At 62.6% G+C, this 15731-nt stretch carries 14 protein-coding genes and 2 pseudogenes; 10 read left to right on the top strand and 6 right to left on the bottom strand.

The features are described 5' to 3' along the window. The first annotated feature begins 100 nt into the window (after positions 1-100). From AC1DRE_RS14480 to AC1DRE_RS14490, 3 genes are all read left to right on the top strand, one after another. Entirely contained in the window at positions 101-634 is a 534-nt protein-coding gene (locus AC1DRE_RS14480) for a zinc-binding dehydrogenase (RefSeq protein ID WP_476985258.1), read from the top strand. Positions 635-705: 71 nt separating this feature from the next. Next, on the top strand, positions 706-927 hold the full coding sequence (locus AC1DRE_RS14485) for a hypothetical protein (RefSeq protein WP_476985259.1): 222 nt from the start codon (positions 706-708) through the stop codon (positions 925-927). A 1151-nt stretch (positions 928-2078) separates the two neighbouring features. Continuing rightward, entirely contained in the window at positions 2079-3110 is a 1032-nt protein-coding gene (locus AC1DRE_RS14490) for a DUF4192 domain-containing protein (protein ID WP_476985260.1), read from the top strand. Positions 3111-3118: 8 nt separating this feature from the next. Here the strand turns inward: AC1DRE_RS14490 and AC1DRE_RS14495 are convergent, their stop codons facing one another. The 5 genes from AC1DRE_RS14495 to AC1DRE_RS14515 form a co-directional block, all read right to left on the bottom strand. Beyond that, positions 3119-4303, bottom strand: coding sequence for an alpha/beta hydrolase (locus tag AC1DRE_RS14495; RefSeq protein ID WP_476985261.1), 1185 nt, complete (start codon positions 4301-4303; stop codon positions 3119-3121). Further along, positions 4296-4745, bottom strand: coding sequence for a hypothetical protein (locus tag AC1DRE_RS14500; RefSeq protein WP_476985262.1), 450 nt, complete (start codon positions 4743-4745; stop codon positions 4296-4298). The genes AC1DRE_RS14495 and AC1DRE_RS14500 overlap by 8 nt, the downstream gene beginning before the upstream one ends. After that, on the bottom strand, positions 4742-5770 hold the full coding sequence (locus tag AC1DRE_RS14505) for a hypothetical protein (RefSeq protein ID WP_476985263.1): 1029 nt from the start codon (positions 5768-5770) through the stop codon (positions 4742-4744). Before AC1DRE_RS14505 ends, AC1DRE_RS14500 begins: the two co-directional genes overlap by 4 nt. Further along, positions 5767-6255, bottom strand: coding sequence for a hypothetical protein (locus AC1DRE_RS14510; protein ID WP_476985264.1), 489 nt, complete (start codon positions 6253-6255; stop codon positions 5767-5769). Before AC1DRE_RS14510 ends, AC1DRE_RS14505 begins: the two co-directional genes overlap by 4 nt. A gap of 414 nt (positions 6256-6669) precedes the next feature. Further along, positions 6670-7005 (bottom strand): hypothetical protein, encoded by a 336-nt coding sequence (locus AC1DRE_RS14515; RefSeq protein ID WP_476985265.1) that lies wholly within the window; start codon positions 7003-7005, stop codon positions 6670-6672. A gap of 71 nt (positions 7006-7076) precedes the next feature. On the opposite strand from AC1DRE_RS14515, the gene mobF reads away from it, so the two are divergent. The 4 genes from mobF to AC1DRE_RS14535 all read left to right on the top strand — a co-directional run bounded on the left by mobF (position 7077) and on the right by AC1DRE_RS14535 (position 14327). Continuing rightward, positions 7077-10649: a MobF family relaxase gene (gene mobF, locus AC1DRE_RS14520; RefSeq protein ID WP_476985266.1), complete on the top strand. Its 3573-nt coding sequence runs from the start codon at positions 7077-7079 to the stop codon at positions 10647-10649. 19 nt (positions 10650-10668) lie between these two features. Further along, positions 10669-11193, top strand: a complete 525-nt coding sequence (locus AC1DRE_RS14525) for a hypothetical protein (protein WP_476985267.1) — start codon at positions 10669-10671, stop codon at positions 11191-11193. A gap of 433 nt (positions 11194-11626) precedes the next feature. Continuing rightward, the gene (locus AC1DRE_RS14530) at positions 11627-12619 is read left to right on the top strand and encodes a hypothetical protein (protein ID WP_476985268.1); all 993 of its coding nucleotides are present in this window, start codon (positions 11627-11629) and stop codon (positions 12617-12619) included. Between the two features lie 970 nt (positions 12620-13589). Next, complete coding sequence (locus AC1DRE_RS14535) at positions 13590-14327, top strand: hypothetical protein (protein ID WP_476985269.1); 738 nt, start codon at positions 13590-13592, stop codon at positions 14325-14327. 285 nt (positions 14328-14612) lie between these two features. Here the strand turns inward: AC1DRE_RS14535 and AC1DRE_RS14540 are convergent. Further along, positions 14613-14675: pseudogene (locus AC1DRE_RS14540) on the bottom strand (three-helix bundle dimerization domain-containing protein); the annotation flags it as partial. 70 nt (positions 14676-14745) lie between these two features. Here AC1DRE_RS14540 and AC1DRE_RS14545 point away from each other — a divergent pair. The 3 genes and pseudogenes from AC1DRE_RS14545 to AC1DRE_RS14555 all read left to right on the top strand — a co-directional run. Then, a pseudogene (locus AC1DRE_RS14545) lies at positions 14746-14967 on the top strand (DUF4113 domain-containing protein); the annotation flags it as partial. Further along, on the top strand, positions 14964-15287 hold the full coding sequence (locus AC1DRE_RS14550; RefSeq protein WP_476985270.1) for a hypothetical protein: 324 nt from the start codon (positions 14964-14966) through the stop codon (positions 15285-15287). The pseudogene AC1DRE_RS14545 and the gene AC1DRE_RS14550, both read left to right, overlap by 4 nt. Further along, a complete protein-coding gene (locus tag AC1DRE_RS14555) occupies positions 15287-15673 on the top strand; it encodes a hypothetical protein (protein WP_476985271.1) in 387 nt (128 codons plus the stop codon). Before AC1DRE_RS14550 ends, AC1DRE_RS14555 begins: the two co-directional genes overlap by 1 nt. The last annotated feature ends 58 nt before the right edge of the window (positions 15674-15731 follow it).

Raw genomic sequence — 15731 nt, forward strand, 5'->3', positions numbered from 1 at the left:
ACCTTGGCCACCAGCAGTCCAAAGTCCGGTCGACACCGGACTGGCCGCCTGGCTGGACCTCACCTGGCGGTCCAGGCTGCAGCCGGGCCAGAATGTGCTGGTGCTCGGTGCAACCGGCGCACTGGGTTCCATCGCCGTCCAACTCGCCAAATCCCTCGGCGCGGCAACGGTGGTAGCTGCCGACCGTGACACGGGCCGCCTCGCCCTGTCCCGGGAATGCGGCGCCGCTGCCACCGTGACATTCAGCCCGGACACCGACCTTGTGGCCGCCTTCCGCAGCACAGTCGGTGACAGCGGATTCGACGTCATTAATGATCCCGTTTGGGGCGGACCCGCCCTTGCTGCCATGCACGTAGCGGCCCGTGGCGCCCGCCACATCCAGATCGGCCAGTCCGCAGGGGCAACCCTTGAACTGCCTGCCGGCACCGTCCGCGTAGCCCGCCTGGAGCTCCTCGAATTCGCCCACATGGACCCGCCGGCACAAGTCCGGCGCGAGGCCTACTTGCAGCTGACGGGACTGGCAGCGACCGGAGCTTTGGCCGTCGATATGATGACCCTTCCGCTCGCCGACTGTCAAAGGGCGTGGGAGCTTCAGCAGCAGGGCGCACCCCGCAAACTGGTCCTGACCCCCTAACCAACTAACGATGACAGCAACACATACCGGACCCTGCCCTGAGTCATATCAAGGCCAAGGAAAAGAACGCCATGACCAACCAAGGGATTCCCTCCGCGGTGCAGGTCAGGATCAGCCACCGCAACGAACTCGAAAAGCACCTCGACCGAGCCGTTGAAGACGCGATCCGAGAAGCCCAAACCACCCCGGGCCACGGCATCCTAGTAACACGCCATGACCACAAAACATTCACTGTGGAGCTCTCCCACGACGTTCCCCACGGGACTATCAGCGAATTAGTCATCTATCCGTAGGCCTACAACCAGTTCCGGTTGGTGTTACGACGTTCGTGAGAAACCGTCATTCGCCAACCGGCAGCATCTGAAGATCCGGTCATGAGACGACCACGGCATCAGCGTCCAGCTCTTTTCACGGTGAACAGCTCTGCATTAGCTGGACCAAGCAACAGTTGGGCTGGAGCACACCCCAGCCTGACGTCAGGCAGGTGGCCAAGGGCCGTCAGAGTAGGGTTAGGTTCTTCTTTTCTGACGATGGGTCGAGAAAACTCTTAGATCGCAACCTGACGTGCCCCAGACGGCGGCGCGACATATGGCTCAATATCGGCGTTCCAAAATTCCCCGGAAACCCGTGGCAGAAGCGTCCATGCCAGCCGTTTCGGCGGCCTATCCTTTGGGAGCCTGCTTTAGCCTTTTGGCTCTGGGTTTGGAAGATGCGGTCGCTGAGGTCTTTGCGGGCATCAGAACCGCCCGCGGAGCGGTCAAGCGCATCGATCAGTTGCCGCCCCAGGTGCCCCTTCCGCCCAGTTGCGACGTCTCCTCGAGTTCTTCCGCCGTCAGTCCGGCCAGCGCCGCATTGATTTCAGCCATGACGCACCTTCCCCAGTTGTGCAGGCGCATGTGCTCGCGCCTTGTCAGCTCGGCCCCGTTGTTAGCACCTGAGCGAGCCTGAGGCGGACAGTCCCATATGGCGTCACTCCGCCACTGCAATCGCGAAGCCACCCCACGCGCGCTTCCTCTTGGTCCCGCAACCGAGCTCATGTGGTTCGAGGAGCGCCCGCAGGATCGGAGAAGTTCGGGTTCAGCTCCCGCTCGAGGCACCTACCTCTATGACGGCAGAGCTCACTGAGTACCGGCTTCCAAGACGTCATGCCGCCCCACTCCCCCACCTCCATGAACCACCAGAAGCAACTTCGCTGTTTGTCGTTCTGATCCCAATCATCGCTGGGCGGGTCCTCCACGCAACCAGGGCGCTCCGCGCCGCTCACGATTCAAAGTTTCGGTCGGCGCTCCTCCGTCGCTTATTTCCTCACGAAACTTTGCATCGCTCCCGGTTCCCCAAGTTGCACTCCGGACCCTCACACCCAGCGGTGACTCCGTGTATCAGAACGACGCACAAAATCTGACAGACACATCCGGTGCCCGCCAGTAGCTGAAGGAGAAGGACCATGGAACCGCTCACCATCAAAACCCCGGCCGACGTCCTCAGTTTCGTTGGGCACACCCTCGGGTTCTGGCCGCACGAGAGCCTCGTGTGCATCACCTTGGACGCCAACCGCGTCGGCGCAACCCTCAGGGTTGACCTTCCCACCCGCGAGGGCGGACTCAGCTACGCGCGCACAGTGGCCGACTACCTTGCCCACGACACCAGCGCCGCGAGCGTGCTCTTCGCCGTCTACACCTCCGAGCCCCAAAAACCCGGGCAGCCCAAGCCGCACGCGGCAACCATCGCAGCACTGACCTGCGCACTGGCCGAACGCGGAATGTCCATCCGTGACGGGCTCCTCGTCGGAGACAACACTGTATCCCCGTACGACGGCGATCCCCAGGACGGGCAGACACTGCCGCTGAAGGCGACCCAGTCCAGCCAGATCAACGCCGAATTCGTCTACCGCGGCAGCACCATCGCACCGACAAACCACATCACCCTGCCGGCCTCGACCAAAGAAGGCCGCACCGCGGACGCCGTCGACGACCGCGTGAAAGCAATCCACAGGATGAACGCGGGCGAGGCCCTCGAACAAGCCAGAACGCTCTGGGACGGCATGCTGGACGCGATCTCCTACCCCAACGACCACCAGACCATCAATCTGATTGCCAACTTCCAGGTCCCCGCCATCCGCGACCAGCTTATGGCCGACATCCCGGGAATCGACGAACCGATGGACCGGGTTCTCCTGGCCCAAACACACGGCGGGCCCCAGTGGTCCCGGGTCGAATGGGCACAACAGCTGCTGCTCCACGCGTACACCCACAGCAGCACCAAACACTCGGCCCCCATCCTCACCGCCATCGCTTTCGTCAACTGGTGGGAAGGTCGAGGCAGCAAAGCACACCAGTTCCTCCAACTCGCCCTCGAAGCAGACCCCGCCTACCGTTTGGCCAGGCTCAGCGACCTCATGATCGGCTCCGGAATGGTGGCCGGCTGGAACATGGACAAGGACCGGGCCTTCCGGCCCTGGGGCCTCGAAGCGTCATAGGCCCACAGTTATAGGGATACGGACGACGACGTCGGGACGTTCCGGAGCCAGTTCTCCACCGCCGCGTCCCATCCGTCCGGATCGGAATTCCACTCCTGCGTGTGCTCCGCGGAAGGGAAAGTGAGCAGCGTTGCCAGCCCGGGGCGCCGGCTGACGAACTCGCGCGAAATGGCAAAGGGTGTCGAGCGGTCCCCTTCATTGTGGATAACAAGGATGGGAACACTAAGTTCATCCGCCCGTGCCAAAAGGTCCAGGGTAGGAAAGTTCAAGGGAGCGTCCAAGCCCGTGATCCAGCGCATTCTGGATGAACCCAGCATCTGCAGTCCAAGCCCGGCAACCCAACTAGGAAGCCCACTGGACCGGGCGTTGGCCACCAGCGTGCTGCTCCAGTCAACGACGGGGGCATTGAGAACGAGCCGGGAGATGAGGTCCCGAAACTCCGAAGATGCCGCTAGTTGAAGGGCGATCGAGGCACCGAGGGACCAGCCGAAAAGCACTATCTGGCGTGCACCTTGCCCCACGGCATACGACACCGCTGCTTCAACGTCGTGCCATTCGGTCTGCCCCAGGTGATACCTGCCGTCCGACGATGCAGGCGCATCCCGGTCGTTCCGGAGTGAAACAACCAGGGATGCGTATCCCAGCCGATCCGCAACAGGCACGCCGCGGAGTGCGCCGGCTTTCGATCCGCCCAGGCCATGGATATGGATGGCCCAAGTGGAAGAATCCCCAGACGCCTGCGTCGGTGTGAACTTCCAGGCGGGCGCCAACCCGTTCTCGACCGGAATCTGAACGTCAGAGTACGTGAGCCCCAACGGTCCCGGCGTCGGATAGACATATCCGCTCCAAATGCCGGCCTTGGCAGTCCTGAGATCGCCGGAGTCAACCCGTTCAACGCGGCGGGTTACCGTCCCCGCCGCATCGTCAGCGGACACGATCTCTCCAATGCAGGCATGGCCTGTGCCGTTGGCAAACCAGATGCTGTAACGGCCTAGCGCCGTGGTGCGTGCCGATGCAGCCAACTCGACCATGAGCGTTTCGTCGGCGCCGCGGAACACACGACGGATTTGCAGATCTTCCCGCCGCATCGTCTTGGGCACCACGACCTGCCGGGCAAAGTAGACCGCTGCAAGGAAGGCGGTGACGCCGGCAATGCCACAACCGATGGCGACAGCTGCAGCGGCCCTACGCATCGGCGTCGTCCTCGGGAGCTGTCAGGCGTTCGTCTATGGCCTTGCGTAGGCGCAGTAGTGTCTCCGGAGATATCCCCTGCAGTTGTCTTGCAGCGAAGTTTCTCACCCGGTTTTCGCGCAGGGTGCGCAATAGTTCGAGCTGTGCATCCACCAAGTCGGGTACCTCGCCGTCGTCGTCCAACAGGTACCTGGGGTCAACGCCGAAGAATTCGGCGAGGTTCCTCAAAAGCTGCGGATCCGTGGCCATGGAACTGTCGCCGGCACGCATGTAGGCCCAGCGGGAGCGAGACAAGGGCGTTCCGCGGTCCGACATGTGCTTGCTTATCTGTGGATACGTCAGGGGCGATGATCCCTGGGCCTCAAAAAGATCCAGGAGGAGATTCAGTTTCCGCGCGAGTTTCGCCTGCGGCTGTTCGGGGATCCCGTCGTCGCTGTCGGTCACGGAGTCGCGTCCCCTTTCCGTGACAAACCTGGTCGTCGATGTCCGGATCCTGCAAACCGGGCTCCGAGATGCTGCTCCGCTTCTATGAGTACATCCAGATCATCTTGACTCAGCAATTGGGCAAGGTGCGGGTCCACGAACAGTGCGTCCTGGATCTCCACCAACATCCGATGCAGCCGGCGCCTGGGTGCATCATGGCGGTCGATCGCAGTTTGAGCCAAATCCAGTCGGATCTCGGATCGCTCAGACGTGATTCGGTCCCAAGGCCCAGCCAGTCGCTCGACAAGGACAGCTGCTGCCCGGGCATCAGATTTACGCTCTAGCCGACGAGCGACGGGCGGCAAGGCCAGACCCATGCAGAGAAAGACCATGGCTCCCACTTCGGCCGCGTCGTAGACGAAGGAGAGACGAGTCATTGCCTCGAGCTCCCCCATGAGATGAAGAACGTCCATCCCCAGCACGGCAAGGACCAACACCACAGCCAGGGCGCAGCCGAGGCCGATGAACATGAAGGCGACGCGAAAGTACGGCTTTGCCATCTCGCCGCGGAACCTGAAACATGTAAGGCCGGTGATGGCCACCACCGCGCCGATGTAGAGGAACTGAACACTCGAGTACACGGCCGCAGGCGACTGGCTTCCAAAATCCCTCATGAAGGCAGTGGAAGTCCGCGGAGCGTCAACCAGGCTGAAGCTAACAACCAAGGCCACGACGACGAGCCCGAGCACCGAAAGCCCTGCTCTGTTGTGAATGTCCACCGTCTCGCTGACATCGGCGGCGCGCAGGATCGCACGGGACAGGAAGTAGATACCGACAACCATGAAGATATTGGCTATGAGGTCCAGGAAATTGCGGTTTCCGAGTAGCTGGTCCCCCGCGAGGTAGATTCGGTCAACGTTGAGCGTGAGTGCGGTGGCGATGGTTACGGCCGCCACCAGGATGCTCTGGTCTTTGCGCCGCTTCAGATCGGGCAGGAGGCACAACGCCAGACACCAGATCACGGCTGCTGAAATGTCCTGAATCATCCGAAAATCCGTTCAAACGACCGCGGCTCGAGGCTGCTGTCCCGGATTGCAGCGGCAAAGAGATCCGCCAAGGTTTCGGCAGCGGCCTCGATATGGTCCAGGAAGTCACTTCGTCCCAGGATCCGAGACACCTTCTCGCCGGACAGGTTGGGGAACAACGTCTCCGCATAGTTTGAGGTCACCACCAGCTCATCGTGTCGGAGCACCATGTGACCCAGTTCGTGGAGGATGAACTGCTGCCTATGTAGTGCCGACGGCGTCGGCGCGTGCAGGATTATCTCCGTACTGTCCGTGGACAACCACAGCCCGCAGACCGATCCTCCGTTCAGGGACTCGGAAACATCGACCTCAATCCGCCGACGCCGGAGGTTCGCCACAATCGATATCAGCCGCTCCAACGAAAGACGGCTCGGAAGATTGAGTGCGAGGAAGCCTTCTGCAGCGCATCGCGCCGGCGAATATTTGGCGGAAGCTGTGCCGTCCATCGGAACCCCCATCCTGCGGCCGCCGGCATATGCCGCCCAGTCGCCGTTTGATCCAACGGCCCCGTCTTCCTAGGACCGTCAAGAATCGCCTCAGTTCCATTGAACGCCCATGCTCTGGACATGTCCAGAGTCGATCAAAACCCATCAACTCCCGGCATGCTGTCCCTGGCGACTCAAGCCTCGGTTGGCAGCTAGCGGCCAAGAACCTCACACCTCTGGCATCCAAGGCATTCACCGTGAGCGCGGACTCACGGCAAGTCATGTCGTTAGCAGAGCTCTCAAAGATGAACCAACGTGAGCGGGAACATTTGCGGGGAATGTGGCGAGAGCTTCGCGCCGTCGCGCACGTCGCAGCGCTTCTGTTCTACTCGCTGCGCCAACAGACAACGCGATCGACGACGGCGACTCCTAGCGTCAGCGTCGGGCCCGAATCCCGCCACGACCGTTCAACTCCGGGATACCGTTGCCGAGTCCGGCCCGGTCGTCGCCCACTGCAAGTCGAGGACCAAGCTGGCTGCCGCTCTCGCTGGCTGCGTGCAACACCAAGAACCCCTCCGCAACCAACTCCGGGCTCAAGCTGTAGACATCGACCGACTCGAAGCCGAGAACACCGAGCAGCGTGACGTCATCAGGAATCTCCGTGCCGACCTGGCACGACTCCAAAATATCCAGCAGACCGATTCCCACGACCTGGTCCACCTCGGCGGCAGGCTGCTTGCCCTGACTCAGGCCACCGGCTTCGAGCTCCACAGCAGCACCAAGGCGCTTTTCCGACGCCGAGGCTGGACGGCCACCAAACGGAACCCAGAAGCCCAAAGCCAATGACCATGTCCATCGCCCGGCTCTCCGCCCAGTCGGGCCTGAAGTACCTCTTTAAGACCACCATGATGGACGATCTGACAATCACCCCCGCCGACGCGACCACGTACTACATGAAAGCCGGAACACCGCAGGGCCACTGGCTCGGGTCCGGCGTGCTAGGCATCAACCGGACCGCCGGAGACGTCGTCACGGAATCGGACGCCAAGGCAATCTTCGATCACGCCACCCACCCGGACTCCGGCGCAACTCTGGGCCGCCCCCACGGCCAACCCACCATCGTGCAAAACAGTCAGGGCCGCACAGAGACGCGGCACGCCGTCGTCGGTTTTGACCTGACTTTCAGCGTCCCCAAATCCGTCTCCGTCCTCTGGGCGCTGAGCCCCCGCAAACTCCAAGACCAAATCCTCGAGACCCACCACCAGGCGGTCAACGCCACCCTTGAGTGGCTCGAAACTTACGTCATCCACACGAGGGCCGGCCGCAACGGTGTCGCCCACCTCGGCACACGTGGAGCTATCGCTGCCGCCTTCGACCACTGGGAGTCGCGAGCCGGGGATCCACAGCTCCATACGCACATGGTCATAGCCAACCGCATCCAGCGCATCACTGACGGCGCATGGGTCACGCTCGACTCACGGACTTTGTACAAGGCTGCGGTAGCTGCAAGCGAGCACTACAACGGTCTCCTCTTCGACGCCCTCCACCGGAACCTCGGCACCGACACTGACGTCCGCGTGCCGGCTGCGAACACGCACAACCCCAGCCAGCAGCTGACCGGCGTCGACGATGCGCTAATCCGCGAATTCTCCAACCGCTCGCGTCTGATCGATCTCGAAACCGACCGGCTCGTCGCCGAATGGACCGCCAGTCACGGCACTCCCCCAACCGCGACAACCACCATCAAGCTCCGCCAGCAGGCAACACTTTCCACCCGAACCGCCAAGCCGGAAACAGCCATCCCTCTGCGCCAGCTCTCCGCCCAGTGGTGCGCGCGGGCGGCCGCCAAGGGCTTCGAGCCCCGAGACGTTCTCGCCAACACCATTAGGCGCTCCCGGACAGCGCCCTTCCGCACCTGCGACTTCACGCCAGGCTGGGTGGACGCGGTGGGCTCCCTGACCCGCGAGCGCGTCGCCACGAAGCGCGCCACCTGGAATCGATGGAACCTCCTGGCGGAAGCCGAACGTGTGTGCGCCGAAATCCGCTGCCACTCACCGGCGGACCGTCACACTCTGATCGACATCGTAGCCAGCGCCGCCGAAGCCCAGTCCGTCCCACTGAATGCGTACCGGTACACCCTCCCTGCGAACGCCCAGGCCGATCTCCGCTTCGCAGACCACAGCATCTTCGATTTCCACGGCACCCGTCTCTACACGGACGCCGCCACCCTCGCCAACGAGGACGTCGTCCTGGGAGCAAGGAACGACGACGGCGGCCCGGCGGTGAGCGCGGCCGTCGCCATGGAATCACTGGCTAGCTACAAACACCGTGGCCAGCTCGATCTGCACTCCGACCAACGGGCGGCAGCAGCCAACGTCCTGCTCAGCGGCAACCGGCTCGACGCCGTCGTCGGTCCTGCCGGAACCGGCAAGACGACCACCCTCGGCGCGGTCAAGGCAGCCTGGGAAGCTGCTTTTGGCGCCGGTACCGTGGTCGGTTTGGCGCCCGCGGCTGCGAGCGCCGAGGTCCTTGGGCGGGAGCTTGCCCTGACCACGGAGAATGTCGCGAAGTGGCTCTACGAATCTGTCGGTCAGGGCGCCGGCAACCGGGCTGCGCAGTTCTTCGACACTGAGGAGCAGCTGGCGAATCACGTGGCTAACAGAGGCCCGCAGGCGACACTCCTCGCCCAGAAAGCCACCCGGCTTGCTGCCGAACAGGACAGGTGGCGTTTTCATCCCAACCAGCTGGTCGTCATCGATGAGGCCTCCATGGTGTCCACCCTGCAGCTCTCTGCACTGGTACAGCAGGCCCGGGATGCCGGGGCCAAGGTGCTCCTGGTGGGAGACCCAGGGCAATTGGACGCCATCGACGCCGGCGGTGTCCTCGGCTGGCTGGACCGGCAAGGCAAAACAGTGCGGCTCAGCACGATTTGGCGGTTCAAGGAGGCCTGGGAGCAGGACGCCTCGCTGAAGCTCCGTGCCGGGGACTTCGGTGCCATTGCTGACTACCACAGCCACGGGCGCATTCAACACGGGGTGCACCTCGACATGGTCGACCAGGCGTACCGCAGATGGCAGGCCGACATACTCTCTGGCAAGTCATCCATTCTCATCGCCGCGGACAATGACACGGTTGGCATGCTCAACCAGCGCGCCCAGGCCGATCGTGTGGTCCAGGGCGCCGTGGATGCGGAAAACTCGGTTCCGCTCAGCGACGGACTTCATGCGGGTACTGGCGACACTGTCATTGCCCGCCAGAATGACCGGGCCATTACCGATAGCCGCGGTGACTTCATCCGCAACGGAACCATGCTCGACGTCGTCCGTACGGGCCGGCGAGACGGCTCGCTGAGCGCGATTCGCAGGGATACCGGAGCAACGATTAACTTGAGCCGCGACTACGTCGAGGCTTCAGTTGAGCTGGGATATGCGACGACGGCCCACCGCTCGCAGGGCATCACCGTGGACACGGGCCACACCGTGGTGACACAAGGCAGGCTGACCCGTGAGCTGTTGTACGTCAGCATGACGCGGGGACGCGCAGGCAACCACGCGTACGTTAGCGAGAATGATCCCTTGGATGATGAGCCTATGGATCCCACTATGCAGCCCTCGTGGCGGCAGATCCTGGGCGAGGTCCTTGCTGCCGAAGGCGCCGAACGGACGGCTCACGAAGTCCGCGATGCCGAGCAGTCGAAAGCGGACAGCTTGGAGCACCTCGGTGCTGAGTACGACTACCTCGCACAACTGGCAGCGGCTGAGGATTTGAGGGACTTCCTGGACGCGCATTCACCGGGCAGTGTCTCCGAGCTTCAGCGATCTCCCTCGTGGGGCGCCGCTGTCGCTTCGTGGCGCAGATCAGTTGGAGTCAGCCGACCGAGCACACAGCGTGTTGTTGCTACCGCACTGGATACAAGCGCGTTGGCTCGAGATGCGGCGGCAGTGGTGCATTCCCGGCTCCGGCAGTTCCTGACCACGATGCCCGCCGCAGGCATTGATACCTTGACCGAGGAACTCCGCACCGTTCGTCCCGACCTTGCCAACATGATCACTCAGGTACGGGAGCGGATGCGGCAGAGGATGGACCACGTCACCATGGCCGCGATGGTGGGTGACGCCGACTGGAAACGGAACCTCCTTGAGGCATTGGGGCCCTTGGTCGCTCAAGTACAGGCCACCAGTTTGCTTCGCCGAATTGCCATTTATAGGGACCGGTGGGGCATACACGATTCGCCCCTTCCTCTGGGGCCAATACCTGCGGCTTACGAGTGGGAGCAAAGGGAGCAGCGAGTAACTATCGATCGACTCGTTGAGGAAGCAGGCGTCTCCTCCCCGAGCCTTGTGGACTCTCCGAGGTGGACTGATGACCCGACGACTTGGGTAGACCGCCTTATCAATGTCGGCTGGCAACTCTAAACTGGTCGGAAGGTAATCCATGGATGCGAACCCAGTCCTGAAGCCGAAGCTTGCGACACCTGCTTTGATTCTGAGCAGCGTGGCAATCGCTGCGTGCGTCGCATATCTCGTCGGAGCCGCGGCCGCCGATTGGCCGGATAACTTGTTCCTGCTACTCACCGCGGCCATTACACTCCTCGCGGCCGCAGTCGCCGGGGCGGTCTGGTTGACCCGAGCCCGCCGGCGACGTTCATGGATGGCTGGCGCAAACGAAAAGTGGAATCACTTCAACGACATGAAGCGAAGCAGTGGCACGACGGCAGATCTCACAGTACTGAGCGTTGACGCCCTCGAGCCCACAGGGTCGTGGATCACCATCAAATGGAACCGCTTCGACCACGTTCAGCCCGCATGGATCGAAGCTCTGCCGGAACCGATCTGGCCTGGATCGGTTCTGCTTGTCTCACCGGATCCGGCACAAGTCAGGCCTGGGGCACCCTGGCCGGCAACTTATTACATCCGGGCTTCAGATTCCCTGGCCTGGGCGCCCGGCCCCGAGGCTTGATCACGGACGAGTTCCACCCTCGGGTCGGGCAACGGCTTAAGCCGTCTGGATTCTCCTCGTGCTCCGGCTAAGGCTAAGGGCTGGGGGTCCCGGCTAGCCAAACGCACTGGATTCATGGGTCAGGATATGTGAGAGCGGCCGGCAGCGGGTGAGTGCAGACTTTGGTGTCGCCATCATGGATAGTGCAATCATGACGTGTACTTCAAGCGCGGATTGTACTTGCCGTCTATGTTGGAGATTGGCCCCGGTATCAGTTCGCCCACCAACGCAGCTGGGAGACGCCGCCCTCTGATCTGGTTACGAATGAAACCAGATTAAGCCTTTCGAGTCCATGCTGAGAGGTGTTGCCCGGGTAACACCTAAACCGGTCAGAAGGAAAGTGAGACCGTCTCTGGATATTCTGGGGCCTGTTGCTCAACAGAGGGGAAGCGTCATGCCAAGCAGGGCCAAACAAAATGTCAGCGGCGACCTGGGGGAGCTTGATGTCATCAGGGACTTCGTGAGGATGGGGCACGCGGTCAACTCCCTCTCGCAGTCCGACTACGGATGGGACGCGCACGTCCACACCACGACGGACGTCCTGGACCCCGATAAGCTGCCTGGCTCGTGGAAGATGTCCGGCCTGACTGCCCATCTCCAGGTGAAGAACTCGCAGTCAGGAACTGCTGCACAGGTAAAGGTCGGCTCGCTCCGGGCCTGGCTCGCCGGGTCCAAAGTCGGTACCCCTACATTCTTCTTCTTCATCGATAAGGAGTCGCCCAGATATGCATCGCCCAAGATGCTCCAGCAGATACTCCAGGTCCACGAGTTCGCCGACGATGTCAAAGAGATAACCATGGGCAGTGTTCAAACCCGCCCGGCTGACTACTCGATCTTCAACCATCTCCTCAGGCTGTGGACGCGCTATCCGCGGGTACTGCTGCACAAATACATCAGGGTCGACGAATGGCACAGCATGTCACCTGAGGACCTCGCCGAGGAACACGAGCATTTTGTCGGGCACGTGTTTCTGGCCTGGCTCAGAGCCAACATGCCGGAGATTGGTGTCCCCCCGAAAGGCCTCTACGGGCTGATCGGGAACCAGATCATCTGGGCTGCCGCCGACGAACTCTCCGGCCTGGACGGAGGCGGGACCATCCTGAATCGGAAGAACGCGACTGCCCATCGCCAGGGACTGGAAGAAAAAATCATGGACCGGCTGGTGGAGTACTCTCAGGTCGCCGAGAGCGCATCCGAGGCACGGAAGAAGCGGGGGCCCTTATGGCCCGAGGCTTCGCTTGCCACCTCATACGCTCTGGCCACAAGCCCTGAGGCAGCGTGCGAAGAGGCGAAGCGGCTGGTTCGCGACGTCATGGCCTACTACAGTCTCTGCCTGGCAAGAGCGGAAGCCGAAAGTCAGCTGGCCGCGGCGGAACCCGCTCAGTAGGCGGGGTACTCGAACGCGCCGAAGGGCAGGCTGTGATCTTGAAGCTGGCCTGCAGCTGCACGCCTGGGACGGAGCGGCCCGGGGCGAGCTCAAAATGAATCGTGGTGACGTCCTGGATTACTTCGAGGCGGGTGACCTTGCCGATCTCATTCAGGTCGGCGTCGCGGAGTGCCGAGCTTGAGCGGACACTGGCCTGCTTCATGTAGCTGACGAACTGCGCGGGCAGGACGAACACGGCGACGTTGCCGTGGGTGTCTGGCCGGCACTCGGTATTTCACGGCAGGAAGGATCCCGTTCAAGCCGTCATCGGTCATCATGATCCTCTTCGTTCTCACGTCGGTTTCGCTGTCTTGCCCCAACAGAAGAGGCTGCCCCTCTTTCCAGCACTGCACTGTCCAGCACAACACTCCGAAGGCAACCTCGCCGGCCATACTACGTTCGTGACCGTCGAGGTGCGAATCGCCCCCTACGATTACTGGCAGGACCCAACATCGAGGAGACGACCAATGTCAAGGATGGCTGTCCCGGTGAAACACTTTGGAGAGACCCTTCGAGCCAGCAAGTACAGTCAGCGGGTCGCCAGGGACGAGTACGCGCTGGTCAACAAGAAGAATATTCCAGGGCCGAACTTACTTCGCGACAGTCGATGAGGCGAAGACCTGGATGGGATCTGCGGAACACCGGGACGTGGAAGAGATGATCGCCTCGATCCGCGTTCCTTGATACCCCACGCCCTGTCGGTAGACAGGCGAGGGTCCGCGGCACTTGTCCTCCGGTTGGTAGAGTCAGCCTCGGCGGATCAGAACCGCCCGAGACCGTAGGGGGCGCTGTGGGGTTCGGAAGCTGGCTGCGACAGGCACTGCAAGGGGGTCCGGCCGCGGCGCCGGTTCTTGATGCCCCACAGGATCAAGCCCCCGACCATCCGGCACCCTCGATCCGGGTCTCCCTGCAATTCAGCTCCTGCCTGGAAGTGGCCGGCACAACGACCTTTGCCAAGGATGCCGTGGCCGCCCTGGCCGACAGGAAAGGCCTCGGTGAGCGCGGCTACTACGAGGGCCAGGCCCAGCTGCAGCGGGAGCCGGAGAATCCTGTCGATCCGCAAGCCGTGGCACTCCTGGTGGACGGTGAAAAGGTCGGCTCCCTTCCGTCATATGCCGCCAAGGAGCTCACGCTGCCTGCGGGCGCCAGCGAATCGGTCAGCTACCAGCTGCACGTCCTTCGCGAAACGAAGCTGTTGGCCAAGGCGTACGTCTGGCTGGGTGACGGGGATCCGGAGTGGGCCCACACCCGGGAGAACCCGCCGGCGCTGACGTCCGGGGAACGGATCAACAGCTCCCATACGGAAAAATCAGCGATGGTTCGGGAGGCGCTGCAGGGCGGCGGGCAGCGTGCGGCCCAGTTCAAGCGGGGCATGGTCGATGGCGTCCACTACCTTGAACTCATTGAGCCGATCAAGCAGCTCAAACGCGAAGGCCGGCTCGAAGAAGCCCTCGTCCTCTGCTATAGAGCCATCGAAGGCGCCGAAGATGACGCCGGACGTGGAGCGCCCGCGCCGGGGTACACGGAGCAGGCGGCCATCATCCACCGCAAGCTTTCCCAGAAGGACGAAGAGATCGCGGTGCTGAAGAGGTGGCTGGCCCGCTGCCCGAAGGCCCACCGCGCCGGCAGTCGCGTCGGTGAGCGCCTGGCCACGCTGGAGGCGAAGTAAATCCCTCCGGATCCAAAGGACCTGCCGGGCTGCAATCCAGGGCTTGGGGCGAGGCAATCAAAGCCCATATGGGCCGACAAAGGCTGTCAGGGAAAGTGCTCGCCGCGAAGGCCGGAGTTTCCCAGAACTACCTCGCCAAGCGGCTCCGGACCCCCGGTAAACGACCATCCTGATCCCTTGTGAGTAATCGACTCAGCGCAAGACAACGCGCCTATCTCAGGACTGATCCACCTAGAAAGCTGTGGACAAACGGAGTCAGGTGAAGCGGGCGCGTGGAAGCGCCAATCAGCGTCTAAGGCGGTCCTTGGCGGCTCGTTCAACCAAGACCGGCACATAATTCCGAATCGGTCAAGTCGTTGGCGAAGCTGGCCAACAAGTGGGCGAAGAACAACCCCGGCTTCAGCGGTGTCTGCCACTGGGACTCGGGACCCTCATGGAAGACGTCACCCGCCGCTACGGGCGCGGCTCCATCGGCCTCGGCCACGCAGGCATCCGCGGCGGACCGGACTGGACCATGAAACGGGACATGCTCTCCCCCCGCTACACCACCCACTGGGACGAACTCCCCTCGTCAAAGCCGCCTAACCCCACCAGCACGACCGCACCGGTACGTCAGCAGCACGAAAGAACGAACTCATGACCATCACCCACGAAGCCCCCACACAGACCTACGACGTCCAGGTCCGGCTCGACCTCTCAGGAAACCCCTTGGCCATCCGTCACGACGGACGGATCTGGCTGGTGGACCCTGACACAGATTCCCAGCACTGGTTCGGACGGGACTCCTGGTGGGATACCCGGCGCACTGCAGCCAAGGGCAGCGGCGACCTGGTGAGCGTCGAATTCTGGCGCATTCAGGCTCGGGTCCCCGGCGCCGACTCACCGCTGAGGACGTTTACGCTGCGCCGCCAGCCCCTCGCCACGCAGTGGCTGCTGGATTCCATCGACGACGGCAGCTGATGCCCTCCGTTATCATCGGCAGGCCCGTGTCCGACCAGGTCTGGGAGTCCATCAGGGCCGAGTTCACCCTGCCCACCCTGGAGCAGGTCCGGCGGCGGCTCGCCGAACTCATGGAAGAACCTGACCCGGTGATGCGGCAGCTTGTCCGGGTCCTCGTCCGCGAAGACACCTATTGCCCGGGCTTCCAGTTCCTCCCGGGCGGCCAGCTCCATCCGACGGTGGTGAAGCTTTTTCAGCGAGCCATGGCGCTGAAAATCCCGCACAACTACTTCTCCGTCTGGGTGATCACACCCTTCGGCGCCCTTCATGGATGCCGCCCCGTTGACCTCCTGGACAGCAGACCCTCAACTTTGCTTCGTGCCCTTGAAAACTTCAGCCGGGGATAGGTGTCCACCCGTTGAGCAGGCTACGGTGCGGGGCTCAATGGTTTACATTCGGGTCAGA

The sequence above is a fragment of the Arthrobacter sp. P4_H3 genome, from assembly GCF_056400885.1.

What these genes read in the sequence shown, in the direction of transcription:
- mobF (WP_476985266.1), top strand. Translation starts at nt 7,077, where the DNA reads ATGACCATGTCCATCGCCCGGCTCTCCGCCCAGTCGGGCCTGAAGTAC.
- AC1DRE_RS14490 (WP_476985260.1), top strand. Translation starts at nt 2,079, where the DNA reads ATGGAACCGCTCACCATCAAAACCCCGGCCGACGTCCTCAGTTTCGTT.
- AC1DRE_RS14525 (WP_476985267.1), top strand. Translation starts at nt 10,669, where the DNA reads ATGGATGCGAACCCAGTCCTGAAGCCGAAGCTTGCGACACCTGCTTTG.
- AC1DRE_RS14510 (WP_476985264.1), bottom strand. Translation starts at nt 6,255, where the DNA reads ATGGACGGCACAGCTTCCGCCAAATATTCGCCGGCGCGATGCGCTGCA.
- AC1DRE_RS14555 (WP_476985271.1), top strand. Translation starts at nt 15,287, where the DNA reads ATGCCCTCCGTTATCATCGGCAGGCCCGTGTCCGACCAGGTCTGGGAG.
- AC1DRE_RS14550 (WP_476985270.1), top strand. Translation starts at nt 14,964, where the DNA reads ATGACCATCACCCACGAAGCCCCCACACAGACCTACGACGTCCAGGTC.
- AC1DRE_RS14530 (WP_476985268.1), top strand. Translation starts at nt 11,627, where the DNA reads ATGCCAAGCAGGGCCAAACAAAATGTCAGCGGCGACCTGGGGGAGCTT.
- AC1DRE_RS14505 (WP_476985263.1), bottom strand. Translation starts at nt 5,770, where the DNA reads ATGATTCAGGACATTTCAGCAGCCGTGATCTGGTGTCTGGCGTTGTGC.
- AC1DRE_RS14495 (WP_476985261.1), bottom strand. Translation starts at nt 4,303, where the DNA reads ATGCGTAGGGCCGCTGCAGCTGTCGCCATCGGTTGTGGCATTGCCGGC.
- AC1DRE_RS14485 (WP_476985259.1), top strand. Translation starts at nt 706, where the DNA reads ATGACCAACCAAGGGATTCCCTCCGCGGTGCAGGTCAGGATCAGCCAC.